Genomic DNA, 22,814 nt, shown 5'->3' on the forward strand with positions numbered 1-22,814 from the left:
GCGCACCTACTGCTCGACGCCGGTGGACGTGATGAGCACCGGGTAGTGGCGCAGGCCCAGGCGCTGGGCCAGGTCGTCGCCGGAGGCCGGCGAGAGGGTCAGGCCGGGAGCCAAGCGGCGCAGTTCTGCGAGTGCCGTCGCCGATTCCACGTTGACCACCAGGCCCACGGCCTGCAGCTCGCGCAGCGCCGCCTGCCGCTGCCGCAGCCAGGCGCGCGACCGCTCGTCGTCGCCGATCAGGAACAGCGCCGTCAGGCCCGGCGCCCGGATGACGCGGCGCTGCACCTCGCCCGGCGACAGTTCCGTCGAGCGCACCGGCAGCATGGCGGCTTCGGCGTCGGCCGTGTTGCCCGCGCGCGGGGCTGGCATCGGGGCCGGCGGCGTGGCCTTGTCCGGCTGGGGATTCAGCGGCCGGTAGTACGGCAGCGCGGAGGCGCCGCCACGATCTTCGACGACGATCAGCGGCGCGGAGGCGGTCTGCGCAAAGACGGTGGTCGTGGACAGCAGCCCGATGGCGGCGATGAGGACGATGTGGTTCATGGCGTGGTGGCCTGGAGGGTTGGAACGGGAACGCCGGGGTCGAGCACGCGGGTCAGGTGCCGATGCACACTGCGCCGGTAGCGCGCCGCAGGTGCCCCGCCGGCGGGCCGGTGGTAGCGGCCGATGGCAAGCAGCCAGTCCTCGCCCGGCGTGTGCTGTTCGCGCAGGATTTCCGCAGCGATGGCGAGGTTGCGGTACGGGTCCAGCAGTTCGCAGGGCTGCGTGTAGCGATGCGTGTGGTAGCCGAGATTGACCTGGCCGAGGCCGGCGTCGATGCGATTGGCCGGCGTGTGGGCGAGCGCACGGTGCAGCCCCGCGCAGGCCTCGGCGCGGGTGGCATAGCGCTGTGGCGTGCCGGCGACGTTGAGCGTCCACGGCCAGGGGATCAGGCGCCCGCGCAGCATGGCGCCGCTCTCCTGCAAGGCCACCGCGTACAGCACCGCCGCCGGCACGTCTGCACGATGCGCCGCCAGTTGATAGGCCGGCGGCGGGACTTCCCGCGCCAGGGCGGCCAACGCCCAGCCGCCGGTGGCGAGCAGCAGCACGGCGCTGGCGCAGCGGATGGTGACGCGGGATGGCCGACGCTCCCGGCCCGGAGTACCTATTGCCGCTGCCATTGGCCGTTCACCTCGCGCACCACGGCCGGCAGCTCGCCGGGCAGGCCGAGCGACAGCCAGCGCCCCGCATCGTGGTTGAGCGTGATGGCGCGGGCGCGCACCCGGGCCGGGTCGATGCCCGCCTGGGTGGCCCACTGCCGGATGCGCGCGTCGTCCTGACGGCTGCCGACCATGTAGAGATCGAAGGCCGTACCGGCCGCCTGCAACTGCTGCACGCGCTGCGCGCACGGTGCGCAGTCGGCCTTGACGAAGACCGCCAGGCGCCCGGAGCCGGTGTTGCCGGCACCCTGCGCCTTGGCGCCGGGCAGGCTCACGCGCGGCTGGCCGGGAAACAGGCGCTGCCACGCCGCGTCGTAGGCGCGCTGGTAGGCCAGCGTCTTGCCGACGCGCCGGGCCTCGGCCTGCACCTGCAACTCTGCGTAGCGCCTGCGCTCCTCCTCGCTACGTGCCTCAATGCCCAGCGCCGTGAGCGGATCGAGCTGGGGCGAATAGACCCCGAGCGGCCCCTGCATCAGTTGCCGGTAACGCGCCCACTCCTCGGGCTGAAGCCCCCATTCCCGTGCCTGCCTCTCGTCGAGCGCGGCATCGGCGCCCGGCTGCACCTGGGCGGGCACCATGCGCGAGTTCGTCACCGGGGCCGGCTGGGCGGATGCGCCGAAAGCGGCGAACAGAACGACGGCAGCGAGCAACGGCCGCAGGTTCATGGCGACCTCCTACGGCACCGCAACGCGCTGCGTCTGGCCGTTCACCTGGAACACGCCCGCCTGCGCCTCGATGGACTGCAGTTGCCAGCCGCCCTCGGCATCGCCCTCGCGCAGCAGCCGGGCGCCCGCGAGCGAGGCCGCGGCGGTGGAGGTGATCGACAGAAAGCGCTCGCCTCCCCGCAGCTCCACGCCGAGCACACGGAACGGCGGCTCCGGCACCTTGGGCTTCGTCACAACCGGAGCGCGCGGGCGAGCGGCGGATGCCACCTGCCGGGTCTTCTCCAGGCGGGTCTCGATTCCGTTCACGCGCGCCTGCAGCGTCTGCAGGTCGACGGCCATGGCCCTCGCCTCGTCGGCCTCTTCGAGGCGCGTCATCCGTTCGTCCAGCGCCTGCCGCGCGGTGGCGAATTCGGCCTGGCTGATCGGCACCGGCCGGCGCTTGTCCGCATTGGCCTGGTGTTCGAGATCGGCCACGCGCAGGCCCAGCGCCTTGACCTGCGCATCCTGTGCGCTGCTCTGGGTCTGTTCGGCGAGCCGCGACAGGCCGACGCTGTTGATGAGTGCCACGGCACTGATGAGCAGCAGCCAGAAGGCCGCGGCGATCTTGAGCCAGCGCGTGCGGGAATTGCGCTCGGATGGCGCTTGGGGAAAGGTCATGGCTGCAGCTCCTCGGGCCGGTCGGCGTCCGGCACAGGCGTGGCGGTGCCGGGCGGGTTGGCGGAAAGGAAGGCGGGGGCACCGTGCCGGCTGAAGCAGACCTGGCGGGTCAAGTCATCGACCGACAGCTCCCAGGCAGGGCCGGCAAGGGTCAGCAAGGCATCGCGCAGCATCAGCGGACCCAGGTGCAGGTGTGCGGCGGGCAGCGGCAGCGCGTAGAGCGTGGCGGCCTCGGCCGCGTCGCAGAGCCGGTAGCCGGAGCGCAGGAGCACATGGCGCATGGCGTCGCCCACGCTGGCATCGAGCATGGGCGGAATCGAGACCTCCACCGCCTGTTGCAAGAGATCACGCTGCGCGGGCTCCGGCACCAGCTCGACCAGGGTGTAGCGGCCATAGCGGGCCACCGGAACGAAACCCGGCTCCGGCGCGACGGCGGTTGGCGATGCGGCCGGCACCGCTGGCGCAGACGGTGCGGCGGTCGTGGCGCAGCCGGCGGCCAACAGACTGCCGGCCAGCAAGCCAGCGGCGAGGGCCAGGCGGTGAACAGCGCGGATGGATGGTTGCATGGAGGGCGCTTCCCTGGAACACGGAGCGCTCACCATCGCCGCCGCTTGGCCTGCGGGCAGCAAACAAAACGCACTGACGCCCGCCCGAATACATGGAAGGCGGCGCCATGGACTGTCATACGCCCAAGAAAAACGGCCCCGAAGGGCCGTGGAAAGAAGCCGGCGACCCCGAGGGGCCACCGGCATGGGCACATGGATCAGACCGTGACAAGCTGCCGGGCCAGTGCGACCTCGACGGAATCACCATCCTGGTTCAGAACATCCAGGCCCGACTCGGGTACGTCTCCCGACGTGCTTTGCGAGACCATGATCTTTCTGGCCATCAACCCCAGGCAGGTCATCTGCGAGGAGTTGGCATAGCCCAGGTAGATCACGCGCACCGGCTGCTTCTGGCCGATGCGCCATGAGCGCCGGGCGGCCTGCTGCAGCGAATACACGTTGTAGCCGGACTGGAGGAACACGATGGTCGGGAACTCCAGCAGGTCCAGGCCGGTTTTCACCAGCTCGGGATTGGTGATGAGCACGTCGATGCCACGGTCCAACTGCTCGGCGATCCAGTCCTCGCGGCGGGAGGCATCCACGCTCGCGCGCAGTACCGCAACCTTGAAGCCTTCCTGCTCCAGCAGCACCTTCAAACGCGACGTGGTATCGCGCGTGCCGGTGTAGACCGAATAGACCAGGGTCTTGCGACCTTCTGCCTTCTCCTGCTTGCAGATCTCGATCAGCTCGCGCTCCTTGGGCATCACCTCCAGCTCGTTGAACTGAGCGGGGACAAACGCCAAGGTGTTTCGCGTGCGTGGATGCACCACCGTTTCCGACCGGAAGCAGCAGTCCGGCCAGGCCAGCAGCACGTTGAGGACTACACCGAGCAGCGTCGTGTCGCGCTTCGCCAGGGCCTGCTTCAGCTCCTGGGTCAGGCGACCCGCCAGATCGCGGTAGGCCGCGGCCTGCGCCGTGTCCATCGCGACTTCGCGGAACTCCTCGTCGTAGGGCGGCAGCACATTGCCGCCGATGTCCTTCAACTTGAGGAAGACCGTGAACGGCAGAACGCAACGCAGCACGCCCTTCGGGCCGAAGCCCGGCGCCTTGACCGTGCGCACCGATACCTTGGTGCCCTTGGCCGTCTTGTGCGCCGTGCCGGTGCTCTCGGAATAGATGTCCTTCAAGACACCGTGGTCGCGCATGAACGCCATCGCGGCCGACGTCATGCTGCCGCTCTTCGTCGGCCGGTAGCCGTCTTCGATCATCCGCCCCGGAAGGGCTCGGAACAGCAGGTGGAACAGGTCGTCGCCGTAGCCGCCCATCAGTGTGCCGGTGAGCAGCAGCGTCTTGCGCGCCTTGGCCGCCAACACCCCCATGGCCTGGCCCTGTGCGGAGCCGCCGTTCTTGTACTCGTGCGCCTCGTCGGCGATGAGCAGGTCGAACGTGCCTTGGGGAAGCTGTCTCTTGATGAACTCGGACGGCTGGTAGCCGCCTTCGCCGAAGCCGAACTCCATGTTGGCCATCGCACGTTCCATCCGATGGGCTTGCCGGTCCGAGAAGACCAGCTCGCCGTTGCCATCCATCAGGTTGATGAACTCGTGGATGTTGTCCCCGAGCATCGACGCGAGGAAGGCGTCACCGAACTTTTGCATCAGCTTCTGCGCGGTGACTTCCCCGATGGTTGGAATACGCTTCAGTGCCTTGAGCACGGTCGAGGACTGGTCGCTGGCGGACAGGCCTCTCGGACGGATCAACGACCACAGCGGTGCACGGCAGTGGCTGCACTTGCGGCGGGACTCCTCGGCTTCCAGCTCGACCGGGTTGATCGGCTCGCCGTCGAGGTCGGTGATGATGTGGCCGCAATCCGGGCACGCTGCCACGTCACCGTGAGGCGTGCGCCGCCGACCGAAGACAGGTTTCCAGTGGAACCCCATCCGCATCCGCACGCGGCCCAGGACGAAGAACTCCTGGGCCTGAGCGGGCACGCCCAACTGCTCGCGCAGTTTCAGCAGCTTGACCAGCGTGTCCGGGCCGTTGAGCACCCAGACCTTGGCACCGGCCACCGTCTCCTGGATCTCGCGCCGCCACTTGTAGACCAGGTGCGGCGGAGACAGAACCAGGGTACGGCGGTAGCCTTCGGCATTGAGCACGGCGGCGGTGGCAATACCCACCGTCGTCTTGCCGCAGCCCATCTCGCCATTGACGATCGCGGCGCGTTCGCCGCGGTCGATCAGTAGCTCGGTGACGGCATGGACCACATCGGCTTGCGCCGGGAACAGCTTGCGCTTGAGCGCGGCGAGGATCAGTTGCCGATGCACCCGCACCTGGCCGGTGTAGACCGGCGGATTGGCGCGGTTGAGTGAGTCGAGCAGTTCGTCGCCGAACTCGGACACGAAGTCCTGCAGGCTGAGTGTGAGGGGTGAAGCGGCCGCTTCGAGCAGGTCGCCCTGCACAGCGGTTTCGGGAACGGTTTCGAGATCGAGGGACATGGTGATGCTCCAAGGCAATGGGGCATGCACCTCCCCCACGGGGCGGTGACATGCCCCTGGGTGGGAAGAAAGAAGCGGCGCGAGACCGCTGGATGCGGATCAGTATTCGCTGGGCAGCAGCAGTGTGGTGACGCTGCGATCCCATTCGGTGATGATCCAGAGCTTCAGGTCGCGCGTGAACTGGTAGGACGAGAACAGACGATCTTCGCCGGACTTCAGCGCGGCGTCGTTCTGCCGCCGATCGCTGTCGCTCAGGTCGCCCCAATCGCCATGAAGATGGCGGCGCAGGTACGGCGTGGGGTTGAGCCGGCCCTGTCGGACCAGTTCGTCGACGCCGGCGGTCATGATCACCTGCCCGGGCGAAAAGCGTGCTTGTGACGCGAGGTTGAGGACTGCGAGTGCCATGGTGGTATCTCCTTCTGGAAGAAGGGGCCACGGCACCCCATCGGGGCAACGTGACCCCGGTGGGTGGATGAAAGCGACGACGAACCGTCAGGGAACAGCGATCAGCGAATGGTCAGCACTTCGCCCCACGTGGGCGAGCCCAGCGTCAAGTCCCATGCACGAATGACCGGCACGAACTTGTCGGTGAGGATGCGCGTCTCGGCCACGGAGCCGTCGTCGCGTTCGGTGTATTCCGTCTGGAGGGTCTTCTCCTTGTGGGTATCACCTTTGACGACGAGCACGCGCCCGCTCTTGGACTTCACTACGCCGGAGATCGCGCCTGCGGCCAGAGCCAGGGCGAGATGCCAGTGCGACAAGGCCCGCGCGGGCGGACGCAGCGATTGCTGCGCGGCGCCCAGGTGGGTATCGAGCGCCGGCCAGAGTCCTTGCAGCCGGCCGACTTCATCGGCGAACTGCTCGGGCTCCATCGTCACGCGATAGAAGTGCTCCGGCTCGGCCGGGCTGGCAGGGACGGTGTACGGCAGGAACGGCCATTCGAGCGGCAGTTCCTCGGCTTCGGCGTCACCCTGTCCGATCTGCAGCAGCAGACCGCGCACGGCTTTGACCGACTCCGACGCCTGGTCGCGTTGACGAATCCTGCGACCGAAGATCACTACCTGCTTGAACTGCGTTTCCACCGCACGGTAGATGCGCAGGTCGGCGAAGTGGCGCGTCAGCCATCCGACCAGCTCGGCGTCGAGCACGTAGTGCGGCACGATGAAGACCAGCACGCCACCGTACTGCAGCAGCGGCAGCGCGCGCTGATAGAACAACTTTTCCAGCCGCGCACGGCCCTGGCCCTGATAGCCGATGTTGCCGTTCACGTCCTTGCTCAGGTCGCCATACGGCGGGTTCAGCCACAGCAGCCCGAAGGACTGGCGCGAGATCAGCGTGTCCATCAGGTCACCGTGGATGCAGCGATCGACCAGTTGCCGTGCGTGGCGGGCACGCTCGGCGTCGTACTCGACGGCGAAGGCCTGGACCTGCTCGCGCCCGAGGGCGTGGGCGGCTTCGGCGATCGCCACGCCTTCGCCGGCGCAGGGATCGAGGAGGGACATGGCGCCGGGAGACGGCGCCAGTGCGGACAAGGCCCGCTCCAGCGTCGGCTCGTCGGTGGGGAAGTAGCCGTTACGAATGAAATTGCGCGCCAGGCGCGGAAACATGAGTGCCATGGATTTCTCCTGATGATGGATGAGGGAAGGCGGGCACGCGCGGCGCGCATGCCCGTGGGATGGCTCACGCCACACGCCGAAGCGGTGCGTTCGCGGCCAGTTCGTACTGCGTGACGCCGAGGGTGCCGTTGCGGATCATCTCGCCCAGCGCCTTCGTCAGCGCCGGGACATCGAGGGCCAGCCGATGGCCTTCCAGCGGCCCGAGGGCCAAGGGAAGACCGGTCAGCATCCGTCGTGTCTGCAACAGCTCCAGCACGGTGTCGCGCCAGTGGTCGAGCAGTGGCAGCGGGCAGGTGTCCTGCACCAGCGTCCACAGCCGGTCGAGCCGGTGAGCGGAATCCCTGGGCAGAAGCGCCAGCGCGCTGGCGTTGGCCTTGTCTGGCTTCACGCAGCGACGATCGAACAGCCACACATTCGTCAGCGAACCGAACAGCGTTCGCCGATAGGCGCGGGTGATGCGCTTTTCCAGGTTCTCGACGTTGCCGACGAAGACCGGGATGGATGCGCCCTGCTCGGTGATGACGTGGAACTGGTCCAGCCCCTGTTCATCCCGGCCGAGGGTCAGGCGGGCGAGGAACTCCTGAACGGCGGTGTCGCGCGCCCAGATCGAGAGAAAGACGAGATTGCCCTGCTCGTCACCGACGCAACCGTCGGCCATGAGGTCGGGGCATTCGTCGATGCGGTACAGCGGTTTCGCGGAAGAAGGTGCAGGCATGGTGATGTCCTCTTGGAAATGAAGGAGCAACCACAGCCCGCGGGGCCATGCTCGCCCCGGTTGGGTGAAGGAAGATGCGTGCCGCTAGACAGCGCGCCCCGCGTGGAAGCGGTGAACCCGCTCGCGCCACTCGGAGCTTTGCACCGGCGCCATGTCGAGATAGCGCAGCGGGCACGAGTAGTAGTACGGATGCACGGACTCATTGAGGGACTTGTAGCCCCAATCGCCGCCCGAGCTTTCCAGCAGATGGCAGCCGATGTAGCAGACGGACTCACCGGCCGCGAGGCCCATGACGCCCGCCTGCCTGGCGGTGACGCGAACCACGGTCCACAGAACGTCGCCGTCCAGCGTGTGGTCGATGACTTCGCAGCAAGCGCGTTCGGACGCCTGCGGAGCGAGCAGCTCGCGGATCAACTGATCGCGCGTCTGACGAACGAAGGTCCAGCCCATGAGGGTCTCCTTGAAGAAAAGACCGGAGCCCTCCCCGTCGGGGGAGAACCCCGGCGGGTGGCGGAATGCCGCGCAAGGCGGCGGATGGATCAGGCAGCTTTGAGGTGCCAGTCCTGGGACAACGGAGCGAACTCGTAGCCCAGCTTGTCGAGACGGTCGCGCTGCTGACGCAGCACACGACGATCCACGGTCGCATCGAGCTTCACGGTCTCGCCCAGGGGCCACAAGGCACCGAACAGCGCCGCGTCGTCTGCCTCGGCCGAGGCCGCAGCGGACACGGGAGCCGGTTCGCTGCCGAACGGCGTGGTATCGACCAGGGGATCGTGCGGACTGCGCGGCTTCGCCTTCGGCTTGGCCGGGGGCGTTGCCGGCACGGGCGCCTGCGCTTCCTCGTCGATCGGATCGACTTCCTGCGGACTCAGCCGGCGGGCTTCGTCGCGGCTCAGGGCGTCGATGTTGGACAGCGTCATCCCGCCCAGATGGGCGCGGATCTCGATGACCATGCGGCCGTTGGCGTTGTACGTGGAGGGGCGAATCTCGACGATGACGAAATCACCGTCGTACTTGCCCTCGCGGTACTGATCGAGTTCGGCGTTCTTCACGACGAACTCGCCGATCGAGGTCGCCAGGCGGCCGACGTTGAAGTCGCCGTTCCTGCCGTGGATGGTCTTGATGGCCAGTTGGCCGGGGATGGTGATCATGAAGGTCTCCTGCGGACGAAGAGAAGACAAGGCCCCGGGGATGGGGCCTTGCGGATCAGAACGACTCGGCAACGGCCAATGCGGGGGCATCGGCTGCGTCGTCGGCAGCATCGGCGACGGGCTCGGAAGGCTCCGGTGCCGAGGCTTGCTGCGCGGCGGGCGCGTCGGACGTCACAGGGACTTCCGGGTCCCGCTCGTCGGTCTCGGTCGGCTTGGGCTCGGCCTTGTAGACGAGCTTGCCGTCGACCTTGATCCAACTGACGAACAGAAGGCGGGCCTTGAGGCTCACACCCTGCTCGCCGGCACGCTTGCCCTTGGAGTAGGTGAAGGTGTCGGTCCACAGGTCGCCCATGCGGAAGCCGATCATCACCTTCTTCTCGGCGTCGACCGCCTGAATGCAGCGGCGCACCAGGTGCTGCGCTTCCGATCCCGATACGCGCGTGTCGAAACGCACATACGAGACGTCATCGCTGGGACCGTTCAGAGCCGCGATGTCGCAGGCCAGGAACGCATCGCCTTTCTTGGGCTTCACTTCGCGGATGCGATTGAGGTACCCGAGGCCGGTGATGTGCAGATCGAAATAGGACTTTTCGGTGGAAGTGGTCATGGTGAATCTCCTGAAAGACAAAAAGGCGGAGACACACCCGACCCAGGCGGGGAAGGTGTGGAACCCCCGCGCGGGTTGATGGAACAGCTTGGTGGCATCGCCATCGAGAACCGATGGCCGTTCGCGCATGGATGCCGGTGCGAACTGGAGTGATCAACGCGGTCGGAACCGCATCGCAGCCTTGAAGATCGTGGCTGCCTGGGCATGTCGCTGACGGACGTCAGCGGAACATGGCCGGAAGCGTGGCGCCGGGACGGCGCGCAGGCGAGCGGCAATCGGCACTCGCGGCTGTCCGCATTGCCGGGAAGAAAGAGCCCCCGGAGCGGGGGCCAGGGATGGTCAGTTACCGCTGGGCGTGGGAGGAACCGCCTGCAGCGACAGGTGTGTCGCGGTGGCGGACACGTCGAGGTCGTCCTCGCTGCGCAGGATGCGCGCAAACACGCCCTCCTGCGGATCGAAGAACTCGCCGAAGTCGTCGCCACCGAACTCGGCACGCGCCAGTTCCCACCAGTCGTCGAAGGCATCGACATCCGGGTTGCAACCGGCGGCATAGGCGATGGTCTTCTGGCGACCATCGGGTCGGCGCTCGCCGCGCTCGGCCAGGAAGTACACGCCCTGATCCTTGACCAGGATGACGCGGCACTGATTCGCCACCGCTTCGGCGAGCACGGGCCGCAGCTGCGTGCCTTTGAATCGAACAGTCATGGGTGTGATCTCCCGGGGGCAGGAAGAGAGGCTTCCCGCCGCGAGGGCGGGAAGCTGCTGAGAGGTCAGTGCCGGACAGCCTTGCGACTCGACAGGCACTGCACGCGGATGCGTCTCCAGCTCCCGTCGTCAATCAGCCGTTCCAGCGTCTCGCCGAGGGTGTCGAAGAACACCTCATCGACCCGTTCGACCAGCTCGCCGTCGCGGCGCAGCTCCACCGCGTAGAGGTCGAGGCCACGCTCATACAGCACGGTGACGCGACCCTGAAACTTCATCGTGTCGACGGTGAAGCCGATGGCCGGTGGCGTGCGGATGATGTCGGCGGGCAGCGGATCGACCCAGGTGATGTCCCGCGCACCGGCATCCACCAACAGGTGGGTGACGCGCCGGAAACCGTCGGGAGCGGGCAACTGCTCCAGTTGGTCGATCAGTTCCTGCAGCTCGGGGCAGCGCGGCTCGGGGATCGGCAGCTTCGCCGGTGCGGACCCGAGCACCAACCGCTTCACCGTGTAGGGCTGGCCGTCGGCGGTGAACTCGGTCTGCTCCTCGGGCGTGTCCGCCCGCTGACCGTCGAAGCGGCGTCTGACATAGGGTTCGACCTGCACCTTGGCGCCCTCGTCGGGCACTTCGGTCACGAGCGTGCGATCGAGCACCGCGAACTCGGCTCGTCCCGTCTTGACGACGATGGCCTCGTCGGTGGTGGCGATGACCTTGCCCTCGAAAGGCTTCGGGTCGATGTGAAAGCCCAGCGTCGAAACCTTGGGCTGGCCGTCGAAGATGTTGAATTTGAACGAACGGACGTTGGAAGGCACATGACCGACAACGAGCGTCGGCATCTGTGCGCGGATGGCTTGGGTATCCATGGGGAGACTCCTTGTGACAACCAAGGGACTCCCGCCCGCAAGGGAGGTCTGTCCCTTGAGGGTGAGGTGGATGGACGCGGGTGCGCCCGGAGAACGAAGCAACCAGCACGGCGAACCGCGCCGCAGTCTTGAAGGTCTCGACTGCCTGGGCATGCTGCCGGCAACGCCAGCGAACATGCGGCCAGCGTGCGGCACATGGCGGCGGCCGTCCGTTGGGAATCGGCAATGCGCCGGCACCGCGTTCCGCGAAAAAGAAGAGCCCCGACGTGGGGGCTCGAATGGGTTGCGGGTTACTCGTCGTCGTAGAGCGTCAGTCCGTCCAGCACGGGCGCGTCGGCATCGAACACCAACATGCGAACGTCGGCGAGCGCAGCCAGGTGCAACACTTCCACGAGGGACTCCGGCACGCCCTTGGCCCGGTGCTCCTGCCGCAGCTCTTCGGCGGTGATGCCCTCGACATGCGGCAGGTTCGCATCCGTCCAAGGCGTGGCGATCAGCTTCACGCCGACCGCCGGGCTGTAGGGAATGCGGAAGGCCACGAACAAAAAACCGCTCGGCGTGGCGATGTCCGCCAGTTCGGCGAGGAAGCGGCCGGCCTCCTCGGTGATGTGCGCCGAACTGATTTCCCAGGCACGGCTGTAGAAGCCGGTCTCGAAGCGCAGGCGGCGTACCACCTCGCGCGCGGCTTCCTCGGAGTAGGTATCGCCGACGTGCAGCGGTTGGCCGGCTTCTTCGGCCATGACGGCGTAGACGAGGTTTCGGGCGATGCCGTGGCTGGGGCACTGCGCGTCCAGCTCGGGCGGCACGTTCTGGCCCTCGGTGATCAGCGCGAAGTCGTCGCAGAAGACGCAGGCATGGCGCTCGACCTGGCTGTCCGGCAGGTGCGACTGCGAGACGTGCAGCGGCAGATAGCTCAGCGGGCAGCCGTCGTCGTAGGAAATCGCCAGCAGCCGCTGCACGGACAGGCCATCGTAGCCGCGGACGAAGGGGTTTTTGGAATGAGACATGGGATTCCTCCAGCAGAGGATGGCCGAGGCAATCCCCTGCCGGGGATTGAACCCCAGCGAGTGGATGAAGTGGCAACCGGTCAGCCGGCCGCGGCGTCGGGCCGCCCTGGTGGCGGGCGGTGCAGGTCAGTGGAAGATGGTGATTCGGGACATGGCCGCTCCTGCGAAAGGAAGGAGGGACATGGCCCCGAACGGGGACGCATGTCCCTCGTGGGGTGGGATGAAAGAACGGTGGGTTGCCAGGCGCGGCTCACCAGCCGTTGTAGTGCAGCGTGAGGTCGGCGATGACCTGGCGCCGTTCCAGATCGAGGCCGCCGAAGTCGGACAGCCCCTCGAAGCCGCAACGCTTGAGCATCGCGCCGCCCTCGCGGGAGTTGTAGAAGCTCACCATCGCGGACAGGAACATGCGTTGACCGCTGCTCAGCACACCCAGGGCGTCGTTGAGCATCAGCATGTTGGGCCGCAGGTCCCACTTGGTGGTGGCACGCTGCAGACCTTCGCGTGTGCCGTCGCCGAACCACTCGTGGCCGGCGATCTGCGCGCCGCGCTTCCAGGCCTCGAAGAAGGCCTGCGGTGCAGCGTCGAAGTGCGCCTGTTCCAGCGCCATCTGATCGAGCACGTCTTCGGGTAAAGACAGATTCATGAGAGAACTCCTTGAAGGGTGGGAATCAGGGGTGAGCGCGCTGTGTCCAGGCATGGGTATCCAGGGCGCGCTGTGCTGCGAGGTGGTTCGGGAAATACTCGACGGACTCCCGCGATACCGGGCCTTCGTCGTCTTGCGTGCCGATGTAGTGGCCGGCCGCGCTGCGCAGCACCTGTAGCGGCAAACGCTTGCCGGTCCAGGCCAGCGCCAGCGCACCACTGCGTACTGCGGCTGCAGAGGAAGATGCGGAAAGTTCAGACATGCCGTGCTCCTTGGTGGGTCGAGGAGCACGCATCCCGTAGAGGATGGAGTTCCCCTCGGGTGGTTGAGAAAAGTGCATCGTCGCCAGGCCGGCGAGCGTCCGCGGTGGGCGATGCGAAGCGGACTGGATCGGTCAACGCGGCGAACCGCGTTGCAGTCTTGAAGACCGGGACTGCCAGGGCATGCCGCTGACGACTGTCAGCAACGCATGGCGTGAGGATGGGCGCGAGGCATGGCTGCCGTCGCAGGGAAAACCGAATCGCGGACGGTCCGCTTTTAGGGGAATGGCCCGCGTCACGGGACAAGGCAAGGACCAGGGCGCCGAAGGCCACGCGGGCCTTCGGCTGGAGAGGAAGGAAAACCACCTGTGGGCTGCGTCAGCGCAGGCCGTCGTCAAAGCCGTTCGCTGCGTCAGCAATCGCACCCGGCCCGTTTCGTGGCTGGGGCCGGAAACCTCTGGCGTGCATCCACACACAAAGGGAGCCCGTTGTTCCGCCGGCGGGCACCGGCACGGAATACCCTCGGCCCAAGGGGCCTCCTCACGGCTCGCGCGGCGGCAAGGCGTCAGGAAGCCCCTCATGACCGAGGCAAGGCACACCGATCAAGGGAATGGCGGCGGGCGCGATTCGTGGAGCAATGACCTTCTCGCCCCGTCGCCCGATGGCGGGCAGACGGGGCGCGCACACCGTTGCAGAAGGAGACGCGCGCTTTGGAGTCCCGCGCGGTGCGGGACGTTTGCCTCGCCGCCAGTGAAGTGGCCGGCGCGGCAGGGGGAAGCGAGGATCAGGACGCCTTGGAGGCAGCGCGCCGCTTGCGCGGTGCGCTGCGCCGGCCCGTCGGGGACTCGATCGGCAACGTGCCCTTGCAGTCCGGGTAGCGCGAGCAGGACCAGAACGCGCCGCTCTTGCCCGTGCGCTGCTGCATCGGTGCGCCGCACTGCGGGCAGGCCGGCGCCGGCGGCAGCTTGAGCGAGAGCGTTGCGCCGCGGTACTGCTGCACGAGCTGGCCGACCCACACGGACTGCTTCTCGATGAAGGTGTCCAGCGCCATCTGGCCGGCCTCGATCATGTCCAGCGCCTGCTCCCACACCGCCGTGGTGCCGGGGTCGGCGATGGCCGAGGGCACCGCGTCGATAAGCGTGAATGCCGCGTCGGAAGCGCGGACGGCGCGGCCTTTCTTGACCAGGTAGCCGCGACCGATCAGACCGTTGATGATGTTGGCGCGTGTCGCCTCGGTGCCGATGCCGGTGGTATCTCGCAGCTTCTGTTTCAGGCGCGGGTCGGTCACGAACTTGGCGACGGTCTTCATGGCCTTGATCAGCTCGCCCTGCGTGTAGGGTTTGGGCGGCAGCGTCTTCAGCGCCTTGAGATCCACCTTTCCGACCGGGCAGGACAGGCCCGCATGCAGGGCGGGCAGTACCTGGCTGCGCTGCGCATCCTCGCCATCGGCATCGTCCGGCCCCGGCGTCGCCAGCACTTCACGCCAGCCGATGACGGCAATCTGCTTGCCCACGGCCGCCAGCGACTGACTGCCGCACGAGAACTGCGCCACCGTCCGGTCGAACTCATGGTGCGGGAGGAACTGCGCGAGGTAATGGGCGCGGATCAGCCGGTAGACGGCCAGCTCCTTCTCGTTCATGGCCGACAGGTTGGCGGGCTCCAGCGTCGGGATGATGCCGTGGTGAGCCGACACCTTGCCGTCGTTCCACGCACGCGAACGCTGTTGGCGATCCAGGCGCTCGATCAGCGGCCGCAAGCTGGGGTCGGTCTTGACCAGGCTGTTGAGTACCGTCGGCACCTCGGCCAGCATGCTCTCGGGCAGGTAGCCCGAATCCGAGCGCGGATACGTTGTCGCCTTGTGCGTCTCGTACAGCGCCTGGGCAATGTCCAGCGTCTCCTGCACGTCGAGGCCCAACTGCTTGGAGCACACCTCCTGCAGCGTGCCCAGGTCGAACGGCAGCGGCGGCCCTTCGCGAACGCGCTCGGTTTCTACCGACAGCACCTGGGCGGAGCCGGCCGTCCGCAAGCGCTCGGCGGCCTGCTGCGCCACCGGCTGTTGCAGGCAGCGGCCCGCATCGTCGGCGCTGCCTTGCGGCGGCGTCCAGCTTGCGACGAAGGACTGGCCTGCATGCGAAAGCGCAACCTCGATGGCCCAGAACGGTACGCAGACGAATCGCGCGATCTCGCGATCACGATCGACGACCAACTTCAGCGTCGGCGTCTGCACGCGCCCCACCGACAGCACGCCGGTATAGCCGGCCTGGCGCCCCAGCAGTGTGAACAAGCGGCTCAGGTTCATCCCGATCAGCCAGTCGGCGCGCGATCGGGCGAGTGCGGAGAAATACAGCGGCAGCGTCTCGGCGGACGGCTTGAGCGCACCCAGCGCTTTGCGGATCGACGCATCGTTGAGCGCCGACAGCCACAGGCGCTGAATCGGCCCGCGGTAGCCGCATAGGTCGATGATCTCGCGGGCGATCATCTCGCCCTCGCGGTCGGCGTCGGTCGCAATCACCAGCTCGCCCGCCTTGGCGACGAGCTGCTGCACGACCTTGAATTGCGCTGCGGTCGCCGCCTTGGGCTCGACACGCCAACGCTCAGGAAGAATGGGCAGTTGCTCGATGGCCCAGCGCTTGTATTGCTCGCCGTAGCCTTCGGGCGGAACCGCCTCCACCAGATGACCGATGCACCAGGTCACGACGACACCCGCGCCGCTGTAGCAGCCGTTGCCGCGTTGAACGGCACCCAGCACTCGGGCGATGTCCTTGCCTTGGGACGGCTTCTCGCACAGGAACACGCGCATGAAGCCTCCTGGGTGTGCGTGACGGTCATCGAATGGACGTCAGCATTCCCGGCCAACGTGTGCGCGGCAGCAAACAAAATGGAAGCGGAGGACACCAGGTTGTGCTGGTGCAGAACGCGGGCGGCAGATGCGCTGGCGCAAGGGAAGCGGGTGCGGGCTGCTACAGCCGCTTCCTGGGGGACGGGGGATCGCGTGGCCGGACAGACCTCGTCGGCATTCGGATTGCGGGAGATGGCCTTCAGGGGTAGCATCCATAGTCAGGCGCCCGCCCAAGCTCTGGACAGCTTGAAACAGGCATTCGCAGCTCCCCGCAGTACCCCTCGCTTTCAATCATCCGGAGTACCGGCTGTTCGACAGCGACAAAACGTCCAGCGCTCGAACAGTAGCGGAGTATTCCGATGAGCAACTATGTACGTTCAGCCGCCTTCGCGGCTTCCCGGGTCCTTGCTGCGCAAGGCTTGACGGTCAAGCGTTCCCACCTCTCCGAGGTCATTGCCGCGTTGCTGGGATACCGCACGCACGCGGCACTGTCCGTTGAGGAGGCGGATCCCAAGCTCGACTACCACCTGGACGATGCCGAGATCCTCGTGCTCAACCTGCCGATGGGCGAGAGGCGGGCCGCGGAACTCGGCCTTGCAGCGGCGGGCGCGGCACCGTCGGCCGTCACCACGGCTTGCGTCGAGGCGTTGAAGGCCAGCGCCGGTTCCACGGACGTGTACGTCAGTGTGGCCGACTTCTACGACTTGCATGCCCGCCAGGCATTGGCCGAAACGATCTACAACGCCGATGATGTGGCCGGTGCGATGGCTGAGAGCAATGCCTCGTTCCCCGACGAGCCCGATATGGACATCGAGTGCCCCCCGACGACGGACCTGTGGGCGGCGGTCGACGAATGGACGATCGAGGCCGACGGCACCATGACGGGCGAATACGACCCCGAAGGTGATCGCATGTTCAATGGGGACACGCTGAACTGCCGTGGCTGGCTGATCTACCGCAAGGCAGGTCGCGCCGGGCTGGTGTTCATCGAGGGCGATGGAACGAGTGGAGCCGACGACAGTTGGCGTGACCTGGATCGCGATGACGAATGGGCGTATCAGCAGAGCTTGGGCAGCAATCCGGCGAACTGATGAAGCGACAAGCTCCGGCGGCAGTGGAAACTGCCGCCAGTCTTTGTTCTGCGGTTCGTCACACCGAGATAACTACCTTGGTACGAGATGGTTCTTGAGTAGGAACCAGCACATGTTGAGCGCGAAGGAACGGCCAAGGCGCGTCATCTGACCTTCCGGGATGCCAACAGGGCGATGCGCGCCTGGGCTCAGAAAGCCGAACACGCCAGCAAGTCCTTTCTCCTCCTCAGTCGTGAACTCGTTGCATCCAAGCCAGGACTCCAGGGAAACAAGACCGTTGCAGGTAACTGCGCTATAACCGCGATAGCGAATAATCGATGCGGGGACGGAGGATATATGCGCGTCAGGCGTTTGAAGATTGAAAACTTCCGATGCGTCTCTCAAGGGAGTGTTGATTTTGCTGGGCACACACTTCTGGTCGGAGGCAACAACATTGGGAAGTCAACGGTGTGCGAGGCTCTTGATCTCGTCCTCGGTCCTGAGCGCATATTCCGCAGGCCTGTCGTTGACGAGCATGACTTTCATTGTGGCCGCTATCTGAATGCGGAAGGTGCGCCGGTTGAAATTCGCATTGAGGCGATCCTGGTCGATCTTTCCGAAGAGGCGCAGCGGCGCTTTGGTGGCCATCTCCGCAGGTGGGACGACTTGGCGGGTACGTTCATAGACGAGGAGCAGGATGGTCTTGGAAAGGCCGATGGTCCGGCAGTGATCTGGGCTCTACCACTTCTGTTTGTCGGTCGGTACGACCCGGAAGAGGACGATTTCGTCGGCAACACATTCTTCGACCATCCAACCAAAGAGGTCGATGCTCTCGACGAAGAAACCGAGGTCAAGCTCGGTCAGGGCCGTGTTCCGTTCACGCGTGTGCACAAGCGCCTTTGCGGCTTTGTGTTTTTGCGGACGTTGCGGACCGGTTCACGCGCTCTCAGCCTGCAGCGCGGTTCGTTGCTCGATTCCGTATTGAAGCTGGGCGGCGCCGGTGCCGTCGAGATGTGGCGGGACACTCTGGCCAGACTACAAGCGCTTGACCCGGCAATCGGCGAGATCGAGCAACTGAAGCATATCCGCTCAGAGTTACGATCCCGGATGGGACGCTTCGTCAACTTGGCGCCTGGTGACGATGCGACGGCCTTCTTTGCTTCGGACCTGACGCGCGAGCATCTCCGGGAAGTCGTGCGGCTGTTTATCGCAGCTCAACCTGGTCAGCATCTCGTACCGTTCGGTCGGCTGGGTACTGGTTCAATCAACCTGCTGGTCTTCGCTCTCCTGACCTTCATTGCCGAATTGAAGGACAAGCAATCGGTGATCTTCGCGATGGAGGAGCCGGAAATTGCGCTCCCGCCACACACGCAGCGCCGGGTGACGCGGTTCGTGCTCGCGGAAATGGGGCAATCGATTGTCACTTCGCATTCACCCTACGTGATCGAACAGTTCGATCATGAGCAGATTGTCATCCTGAACCGCAACGAGACCGGCGCTCTGACAGGCCAGCCGATCGATGGCCAGGCTGTTAAGTCCAAGACGTTCCGCGTCGAACGGCGTCAATTCGCCGAGGCAATTCTGAGCCGGGCGGTGCTGGTCGTGGAGGGATCGACGGAGGCAGCCCTATTTCCGGTAGCTTCGTCGATTATGGAGGCGTCCCTCAATCCGGAGGACTACACCCACCTCGATCTGGCTGGTGTCAGCATTTTCAATGCCGGCGGGGATGGCTCGGTACCGCGTCATGGTCCGGTGTTTTCGGCGCTCGGAAAGCTCGCCTTCGGTTTCTACGACAAACCCAACGCCCCGCTGAACCAGGATGCGATGGACAAGCTGAAGAGCTATACGCAGGTTTGGGAGTCCCCCGAGAAGGGCATTGAGGAGCTGCTCGTAAAGGAGACGCCCATCGCAGTTGTGAGGCGGTTTCTCAATGAGGTGAAGGATCGACCCGACTATCCCAGTGTCGGCGTCTATGATCCGGCGGCGGGCGATGGTGAGGTAACTGCATTGGCGACGAAGGTTCTGAAGGCGCGCAAGGGCGACGCTTACGGCTATGCCGCCATGATGATCAGCCAGTGCCAGCACGCCGACCAGCTACCGGCGACGATCCGAGAAATCCTTGAAACCATCCACAAGGCGCTGAGCGCCGTTTCCGAAGATGTCGCAGCACCGCCGCCGGACGATTTGGAGGATCTCTTCTAATGAAGCTGGAGCTGTGCGAAAAACGCAAGGCGGTCATCGCACAAGGCGGACACCTTTTGGTCCTCGGCGGGCCCGGCTCCGGCAAGACCACGATCGCCCTGCTGAAGGCCCAGCGCCAGTCTGCGACGCTCAAGCCAGGACAGGGAATCCTCTTTCTCAGCTTCTCGCGCGCTGCCATCCGTCAGGTTCTCCTGCGCTGCAAGGAGATCCTGACGCCAGCCGAACGGCGGGCCGTCACCGTCCAGACCTATCACGCCTTTTGCATGGAGATTCTGGAAGCCCACGGCCGCCTCCTGCACGGCCGGCCGATCCGCTTTCTCTACCCCGGGGAGGAACGTCTTCAGAAATCGGCGTTCGATGGGGATTGGATGGTCGAGCGACGACGTCTGGCATCGGAGCAAGGGCTCTACTGCTTCGATCTCTTCGCAGCGGGCGCGGCAGACCTACTGGAGGGATGCGCGGCGCTGCGCGAGCTCATTGCCGATCGGTTTCCGATGATCATCGTCGACGAGTTCCAGGACACCGACGACAACCAGTGGCGGATCGTTCGCGCTCTGGCTGAGGTCACGGACGTGTTCTGCCTTGCCGATCCAGAACAGCGGATCTTTGATTACCGGGATGATATCGATCCGCGCCGGCTGGATATTCTCCGAGAGGATATCCAGGTCACCGAGTTCGATCTGGGCGGGGAAAACCACAGAAGCCCAAACGCGGGAATCCTTCAGTTCGCCGACGCAGTACTGCACAACCACAGTCCGCTGCCGGCCACCCCAGACATCAAACAGGTTTCGTACTGGCAGAACACGTTTGCCGCAACGGTCCATGCAGCGGTGATATGGACCTTCAGCGCGTTGCGGAAGAAGGGGGTCGAGCATCCGAGCGTGGCGGTGCTGTCGAGAAGCAATTCGCTCATCGCCGACCTTTCGGTGATCCTGTCGGAGACGCACACTTACAACAAGCAGACCCTACCCGTCATCGAACATGATGTCGTTTGGGATGCTGAGCTTTCCGCGGCGGCGGCGGTGGTCGTGGCGTCAATCCTAGAATGGCCGACCGGCCCGGCCGAAGAGACCCTTGCGCGGACGCTCCGGGTCATTGCTGGATATTACAAGCTGAAGAACGCGGAGGAGCCGACCAACGCCGCGGCGGAGCACGCACGTAAGTATGACGAGGCGGCAGCCAAGGTGGCGACGGGCGAAGGACCGCGCATCAATGCCGCGAAAGCCCTCGTCGCGGTCTACAAGGCTGGCATCGATCTGGTCGGAGAACCTGTCGCGGACTGGAAAGCGGCGCGCTGGGTGCTTCACGATATTCCAGCGCTGAATGAGCTGTTCCGCGAGGCCCGGCTAGTGCGGCTGTTCAGGGCGACCGACTCTCTGGCCTCCGGACTCGGCGAGCGTTGGCTCGCCTTGAGCAGCTATGCAGGTGCGAGCGAACTAGTCAAACGTACCCTCGAGCAGGAGCGGCTCGTGGCGGCCGAGCGCGACCCCCAAGGCTGCATCCTGATGAATATGCACAAGGCCAAGGGAAAGGAGTTCGATGGGGTCGTTCTCGTGGAAGGCGCTTTCAAGTCGAGCTTCTTCGATGAGAGGAATGAGCAGCCGCCGTTTGAACGTAGCCGCCGGCTGCTGCGGGTCGGCCTGACGCGGGCTAGGACGCTAGTGGCGATCGTGCGACCGCAGAATGCCCGGCCGCTGGTCGATTGAGCGGATCGGTGGCCAGTCTGACGAACAAGGCGACCGAAGACGCGACCATCCTCGTCATCAAGCTGAACGGGAACAGCCGTGGGGATCCTGCTTGGCTGGTCAGGATTGCGGCGCACCACTATCAGATGCAGAGGGCTTCGCACCCAACGTCACCGCCTCAATGCGATACGGCAGAATGCCCACGCGCCGCGCTTCGACCTTGAACGTGACGCGCTCGTTCTCGTCGGCGTCCTCCCATTCGTCGCGCACGGTGCGGCCCTCGACCAGCACCCGCATACCTTTCTGGTACAGCGTCTTCCAGTGCTCGGCGTCGCGGTGCCACAGCTCCACCGGCGCCCAGAAGCCGCCGCGATCTTCGTACTCGCCGTCCTTCTTCGGGATCGGGTTGTCGAAGTAGACGTTCAGGCGAAGCAGCCGGCGCGGCTCGTCGTTGCCGTTCGGAAATTCGCGGTAGTCCGGCGCAGAACCGATGTTGCCCTCGCCGACGAAGTGCGTGCTCATGGTGACTCCTTGGTGGTGGGTGGAACGGACGCGGTATGCCCGTGGACGCGCCGCAGGTAAGCCGCTTCGGCCTGGGCGGCCTTGTTGGCGCATTCCAGGGCTTGGCGAGCGATGCTGTGGGTCAGACTGATCTGCATGTTCAGCACGATGCGCTGCAGTTCGATCGCGTACAGCTCGTCGATCAGCGAGGCCGGCGTCGCGGGGTTGGCCAGCAGGGCCTCCCACAACGCCACGCCCATGGAGGAACGGTCGAGGTTGCGCCAGCGCAGGAAGGTCGTCCCTGCGCCAGTGGCCTGCTGGGCCAGTTGCACGTGGAGCAGGCTGAAGGGGTAGGCGCGCGCCTGGGGCAGCACGCGCCGCTGCGCCAGGCCAATCACGTCGTCGCGCAGCGCTGCGCACTGGCTGGCCCAGGTCTCCAGACTCCCCTTACCCTTAAAAGGCTGTAAAAGGCCTTTTAGGTAGCCTGCGTGTTCCAGCCGCTGGAAGTCCGCCTGTTCCAGCGCCACGAAGCGCGTGGAGTGGCTGATGGGGATCGATGCCGTCATGCGTCAGCACCCTCATTACCCGTCGCTGGATTGGCTGCGCCATCCGTGTGAGCCGGCGCATCGGGCTCAATGGCGGGCGCAGCAGGCGGCGTGCCGGGCTTGGTCGTCCGCCGCGCGATCGGTGGCGCGAAGCGCGAGCGGCGCGTGCCTTCCAGCACGTCTTGCGGCAGCTCGCCGAACTTCTCCAGCGCCGCTCGCGCCGCGGCGTTCTTCGCCGCGAAGTCGTCGCGCATCGTGCCCGAGTAGCGGTACTGCTGGGCGAGCGAGAACAGGCTGCGCAGCGCGTGCGCGCCATCATTGAGCCAGCGCTCCAAGGTGCTGCGGTCGATCAGCGCCGTGTGGTGCGCCAGGATGAGTTTGCGCGCCAGGTCGTCGTAGTCAGCCAGCAGGTACACCGCCATGAAGCCGAGCTGTGCATTCACGAACAGCGGCAGCTTCACCGGCTGCACATTCATGTTCTCGCCCAGCGACAGCGCCGGTGGCACGTCGGCCAGGGCCTGATCCACCTGGTCGCGCAGGGTCTGCAGACGGGTCTTGGTGTCGGCGAGCTTGTCCTCGATCCGCAACATCCACCAGTCCGAGTACGGGTCGTCCTGCTCGGCGCCGCGCTTCATCTTGTTCATGGCGCCGATGAAGCCGTTGAGACCGATGATGCCTGGGCGCCCCTCGGTCGGCGCGCGGCCGTGCCAGATGCGCGAAGCGTGGTGCGTGTGCAGCGTCAGCGACATCGCGCTGCGCAGCGATCCGAGATTCAGTTGCAGGGGTTCTGTGCGTTCGTTGGCCATGGGAGCGACTCGCGGTGAATTGGCGAGTCGCCAGCATCGGCATC

General features: G+C 65.8%; 24 protein-coding genes. 3 read left to right on the top strand and 21 right to left on the bottom strand.

Going from position 1 to position 22,814, the window contains the following annotated elements; genetic code table 11:
• Nucleotides 1–6: 6 nt before the first annotated feature.
• The 18 genes from ACMV5O_RS07305 to ACMV5O_RS07390 form a co-directional block, all read right to left on the bottom strand.
• On the bottom strand, nt 7–540 hold the full coding sequence (locus ACMV5O_RS07305) for an integrating conjugative element protein (RefSeq protein ID WP_012584748.1): 534 nt from the start codon (nt 538–540) through the stop codon (nt 7–9).
• Complete coding sequence (locus ACMV5O_RS07310; RefSeq protein WP_047335931.1) at nt 537–1,157, bottom strand: lytic transglycosylase; 621 nt, start codon at nt 1,155–1,157, stop codon at nt 537–539. The genes ACMV5O_RS07305 and ACMV5O_RS07310 overlap by 4 nt, the downstream gene beginning before the upstream one ends.
• Entirely contained in the window at nt 1,142–1,861 is a 720-nt protein-coding gene (locus ACMV5O_RS07315) for a TIGR03759 family integrating conjugative element protein (RefSeq protein ID WP_023109313.1), read from the bottom strand. Before ACMV5O_RS07315 ends, ACMV5O_RS07310 begins: the two co-directional genes overlap by 16 nt.
• A 9-nt stretch (nt 1,862–1,870) precedes the next feature.
• Nucleotides 1,871–2,518, bottom strand: coding sequence for a hypothetical protein (locus ACMV5O_RS07320; protein WP_047335930.1), 648 nt, complete (start codon nt 2,516–2,518; stop codon nt 1,871–1,873).
• Complete coding sequence (locus tag ACMV5O_RS07325) at nt 2,515–3,084, bottom strand: PilL N-terminal domain-containing protein (RefSeq protein WP_047335929.1); 570 nt, start codon at nt 3,082–3,084, stop codon at nt 2,515–2,517. Before ACMV5O_RS07325 ends, ACMV5O_RS07320 begins: the two co-directional genes overlap by 4 nt.
• Before the next feature lie 197 nt (nt 3,085–3,281).
• Nucleotides 3,282–5,555: a helicase-related protein gene (locus tag ACMV5O_RS07330; protein WP_416162868.1), complete on the bottom strand. Its 2,274-nt coding sequence runs from the start codon at nt 5,553–5,555 to the stop codon at nt 3,282–3,284.
• Between the two features lie 99 nt (nt 5,556–5,654).
• Entirely contained in the window at nt 5,655–5,960 is a 306-nt protein-coding gene (locus ACMV5O_RS07335) for a hypothetical protein (protein WP_416162869.1), read from the bottom strand.
• 101 nt (nt 5,961–6,061) lie between these two features.
• Nucleotides 6,062–7,171, bottom strand: coding sequence for a DUF6094 domain-containing protein (locus tag ACMV5O_RS07340; protein ID WP_058176039.1), 1,110 nt, complete (start codon nt 7,169–7,171; stop codon nt 6,062–6,064).
• Nucleotides 7,172–7,235: 64 nt separating this feature from the next.
• Nucleotides 7,236–7,886, bottom strand: a complete 651-nt coding sequence (locus tag ACMV5O_RS07345; protein WP_416162870.1) for a hypothetical protein — start codon at nt 7,884–7,886, stop codon at nt 7,236–7,238.
• A gap of 84 nt (nt 7,887–7,970) precedes the next feature.
• Nucleotides 7,971–8,336: a hypothetical protein gene (locus ACMV5O_RS07350; protein WP_416162871.1), complete on the bottom strand. Its 366-nt coding sequence runs from the start codon at nt 8,334–8,336 to the stop codon at nt 7,971–7,973.
• 89 nt (nt 8,337–8,425) lie between these two features.
• A complete protein-coding gene (locus ACMV5O_RS07355) occupies nt 8,426–9,037 on the bottom strand; it encodes a DUF3275 family protein (RefSeq protein ID WP_416162872.1) in 612 nt (203 codons plus the stop codon).
• A 55-nt stretch (nt 9,038–9,092) separates the two neighbouring features.
• The gene (locus ACMV5O_RS07360) at nt 9,093–9,644 is read right to left on the bottom strand and encodes an STY4534 family ICE replication protein (RefSeq protein WP_367009828.1); all 552 of its coding nucleotides are present in this window, start codon (nt 9,642–9,644) and stop codon (nt 9,093–9,095) included.
• Between the two features lie 339 nt (nt 9,645–9,983).
• Complete coding sequence (locus tag ACMV5O_RS07365) at nt 9,984–10,349, bottom strand: DUF3085 domain-containing protein (RefSeq protein WP_029133592.1); 366 nt, start codon at nt 10,347–10,349, stop codon at nt 9,984–9,986.
• A 65-nt stretch (nt 10,350–10,414) separates the two neighbouring features.
• Nucleotides 10,415–11,212, bottom strand: a complete 798-nt coding sequence (locus tag ACMV5O_RS07370) for a GTPase (RefSeq protein WP_416162873.1) — start codon at nt 11,210–11,212, stop codon at nt 10,415–10,417.
• A 290-nt stretch (nt 11,213–11,502) separates the two neighbouring features.
• Complete coding sequence (locus ACMV5O_RS07375) at nt 11,503–12,219, bottom strand: hypothetical protein (RefSeq protein ID WP_029133590.1); 717 nt, start codon at nt 12,217–12,219, stop codon at nt 11,503–11,505.
• Between the two features lie 250 nt (nt 12,220–12,469).
• Nucleotides 12,470–12,862, bottom strand: coding sequence for a hypothetical protein (locus tag ACMV5O_RS07380; protein WP_003141051.1), 393 nt, complete (start codon nt 12,860–12,862; stop codon nt 12,470–12,472).
• 25 nt (nt 12,863–12,887) lie between these two features.
• Complete coding sequence (locus ACMV5O_RS07385; protein WP_416162874.1) at nt 12,888–13,124, bottom strand: hypothetical protein; 237 nt, start codon at nt 13,122–13,124, stop codon at nt 12,888–12,890.
• A gap of 782 nt (nt 13,125–13,906) precedes the next feature.
• Nucleotides 13,907–15,922 carry a DNA topoisomerase III gene (locus tag ACMV5O_RS07390; protein ID WP_416162875.1) on the bottom strand — a complete coding sequence of 672 codons (2,016 nt, stop codon included), beginning with the start codon at nt 15,920–15,922 and terminating at the stop codon, nt 13,907–13,909.
• Nucleotides 15,923–16,320: 398 nt separating this feature from the next.
• On the opposite strand from ACMV5O_RS07390, the gene ACMV5O_RS07395 reads away from it, so the two are divergent.
• The 3 genes from ACMV5O_RS07395 to ACMV5O_RS07405 all read left to right on the top strand — a co-directional run bounded on the left by ACMV5O_RS07395 (nt 16,321) and on the right by ACMV5O_RS07405 (nt 20,939).
• Entirely contained in the window at nt 16,321–17,052 is a 732-nt protein-coding gene (locus tag ACMV5O_RS07395; protein WP_051621580.1) for a hypothetical protein, read from the top strand.
• Between the two features lie 336 nt (nt 17,053–17,388).
• Entirely contained in the window at nt 17,389–19,233 is a 1,845-nt protein-coding gene (locus tag ACMV5O_RS07400; protein WP_032972641.1) for an ATP-dependent nuclease, read from the top strand.
• On the top strand, nt 19,233–20,939 hold the full coding sequence (locus ACMV5O_RS07405; RefSeq protein ID WP_032972643.1) for a UvrD-helicase domain-containing protein: 1,707 nt from the start codon (nt 19,233–19,235) through the stop codon (nt 20,937–20,939). Before ACMV5O_RS07400 ends, ACMV5O_RS07405 begins: the two co-directional genes overlap by 1 nt.
• Before the next feature lie 99 nt (nt 20,940–21,038).
• Here the strand turns inward: ACMV5O_RS07405 and ACMV5O_RS07410 are convergent, their stop codons facing one another.
• Genes ACMV5O_RS07410 through ACMV5O_RS07420 form a run of 3 tightly spaced genes read right to left on the bottom strand, consistent with a single transcriptional unit; the run spans nt 21,039 to nt 22,770 of the window.
• The gene (locus tag ACMV5O_RS07410) at nt 21,039–21,440 is read right to left on the bottom strand and encodes a single-stranded DNA-binding protein (protein ID WP_032972645.1); all 402 of its coding nucleotides are present in this window, start codon (nt 21,438–21,440) and stop codon (nt 21,039–21,041) included.
• Nucleotides 21,437–21,985: a DUF3158 family protein gene (locus ACMV5O_RS07415; RefSeq protein ID WP_011829933.1), complete on the bottom strand. Its 549-nt coding sequence runs from the start codon at nt 21,983–21,985 to the stop codon at nt 21,437–21,439. Before ACMV5O_RS07415 ends, ACMV5O_RS07410 begins: the two co-directional genes overlap by 4 nt.
• On the bottom strand, nt 21,982–22,770 hold the full coding sequence (locus ACMV5O_RS07420; protein WP_416162876.1) for a PFL_4669 family integrating conjugative element protein: 789 nt from the start codon (nt 22,768–22,770) through the stop codon (nt 21,982–21,984). Before ACMV5O_RS07420 ends, ACMV5O_RS07415 begins: the two co-directional genes overlap by 4 nt.
• Between the last annotated feature and the right edge of the window lie 44 nt (nt 22,771–22,814).

The sequence above is a fragment of the Thauera sp. WH-1 genome (assembly GCF_047806685.1).
Classification (GTDB): domain Bacteria; phylum Pseudomonadota; class Gammaproteobacteria; order Burkholderiales; family Rhodocyclaceae; genus Thauera.

Bases quoted from the DNA above. Each gene is read 5' to 3' on its own strand.
- ACMV5O_RS07305 (WP_012584748.1), bottom strand. From the start codon at position 540: ATGAACCACATCGTCCTCATCGCCGCCATCGGGCTGCTGTCCACGACC.
- ACMV5O_RS07310 (WP_047335931.1), bottom strand. From the start codon at position 1,157: ATGGCAGCGGCAATAGGTACTCCGGGCCGGGAGCGTCGGCCATCCCGC.
- ACMV5O_RS07315 (WP_023109313.1), bottom strand. From the start codon at position 1,861: ATGAACCTGCGGCCGTTGCTCGCTGCCGTCGTTCTGTTCGCCGCTTTC.
- ACMV5O_RS07320 (WP_047335930.1), bottom strand. From the start codon at position 2,518: ATGACCTTTCCCCAAGCGCCATCCGAGCGCAATTCCCGCACGCGCTGG.
- ACMV5O_RS07325 (WP_047335929.1), bottom strand. From the start codon at position 3,084: ATGCAACCATCCATCCGCGCTGTTCACCGCCTGGCCCTCGCCGCTGGC.
- ACMV5O_RS07330 (WP_416162868.1), bottom strand. From the start codon at position 5,555: ATGTCCCTCGATCTCGAAACCGTTCCCGAAACCGCTGTGCAGGGCGAC.
- ACMV5O_RS07335 (WP_416162869.1), bottom strand. From the start codon at position 5,960: ATGGCACTCGCAGTCCTCAACCTCGCGTCACAAGCACGCTTTTCGCCC.
- ACMV5O_RS07340 (WP_058176039.1), bottom strand. From the start codon at position 7,171: ATGGCACTCATGTTTCCGCGCCTGGCGCGCAATTTCATTCGTAACGGC.
- ACMV5O_RS07345 (WP_416162870.1), bottom strand. From the start codon at position 7,886: ATGCCTGCACCTTCTTCCGCGAAACCGCTGTACCGCATCGACGAATGC.
- ACMV5O_RS07350 (WP_416162871.1), bottom strand. From the start codon at position 8,336: ATGGGCTGGACCTTCGTTCGTCAGACGCGCGATCAGTTGATCCGCGAG.
- ACMV5O_RS07355 (WP_416162872.1), bottom strand. From the start codon at position 9,037: ATGATCACCATCCCCGGCCAACTGGCCATCAAGACCATCCACGGCAGG.
- ACMV5O_RS07360 (WP_367009828.1), bottom strand. From the start codon at position 9,644: ATGACCACTTCCACCGAAAAGTCCTATTTCGATCTGCACATCACCGGC.
- ACMV5O_RS07365 (WP_029133592.1), bottom strand. From the start codon at position 10,349: ATGACTGTTCGATTCAAAGGCACGCAGCTGCGGCCCGTGCTCGCCGAA.
- ACMV5O_RS07370 (WP_416162873.1), bottom strand. From the start codon at position 11,212: ATGGATACCCAAGCCATCCGCGCACAGATGCCGACGCTCGTTGTCGGT.
- ACMV5O_RS07375 (WP_029133590.1), bottom strand. From the start codon at position 12,219: ATGTCTCATTCCAAAAACCCCTTCGTCCGCGGCTACGATGGCCTGTCC.
- ACMV5O_RS07380 (WP_003141051.1), bottom strand. From the start codon at position 12,862: ATGAATCTGTCTTTACCCGAAGACGTGCTCGATCAGATGGCGCTGGAA.
- ACMV5O_RS07385 (WP_416162874.1), bottom strand. From the start codon at position 13,124: ATGTCTGAACTTTCCGCATCTTCCTCTGCAGCCGCAGTACGCAGTGGT.
- ACMV5O_RS07390 (WP_416162875.1), bottom strand. From the start codon at position 15,922: ATGCGCGTGTTCCTGTGCGAGAAGCCGTCCCAAGGCAAGGACATCGCC.
- ACMV5O_RS07395 (WP_051621580.1), top strand. From the start codon at position 16,321: ATGAGCAACTATGTACGTTCAGCCGCCTTCGCGGCTTCCCGGGTCCTT.
- ACMV5O_RS07400 (WP_032972641.1), top strand. From the start codon at position 17,389: ATGCGCGTCAGGCGTTTGAAGATTGAAAACTTCCGATGCGTCTCTCAA.
- ACMV5O_RS07405 (WP_032972643.1), top strand. From the start codon at position 19,233: ATGAAGCTGGAGCTGTGCGAAAAACGCAAGGCGGTCATCGCACAAGGC.
- ACMV5O_RS07410 (WP_032972645.1), bottom strand. From the start codon at position 21,440: ATGAGCACGCACTTCGTCGGCGAGGGCAACATCGGTTCTGCGCCGGAC.
- ACMV5O_RS07415 (WP_011829933.1), bottom strand. From the start codon at position 21,985: ATGACGGCATCGATCCCCATCAGCCACTCCACGCGCTTCGTGGCGCTG.
- ACMV5O_RS07420 (WP_416162876.1), bottom strand. From the start codon at position 22,770: ATGGCCAACGAACGCACAGAACCCCTGCAACTGAATCTCGGATCGCTG.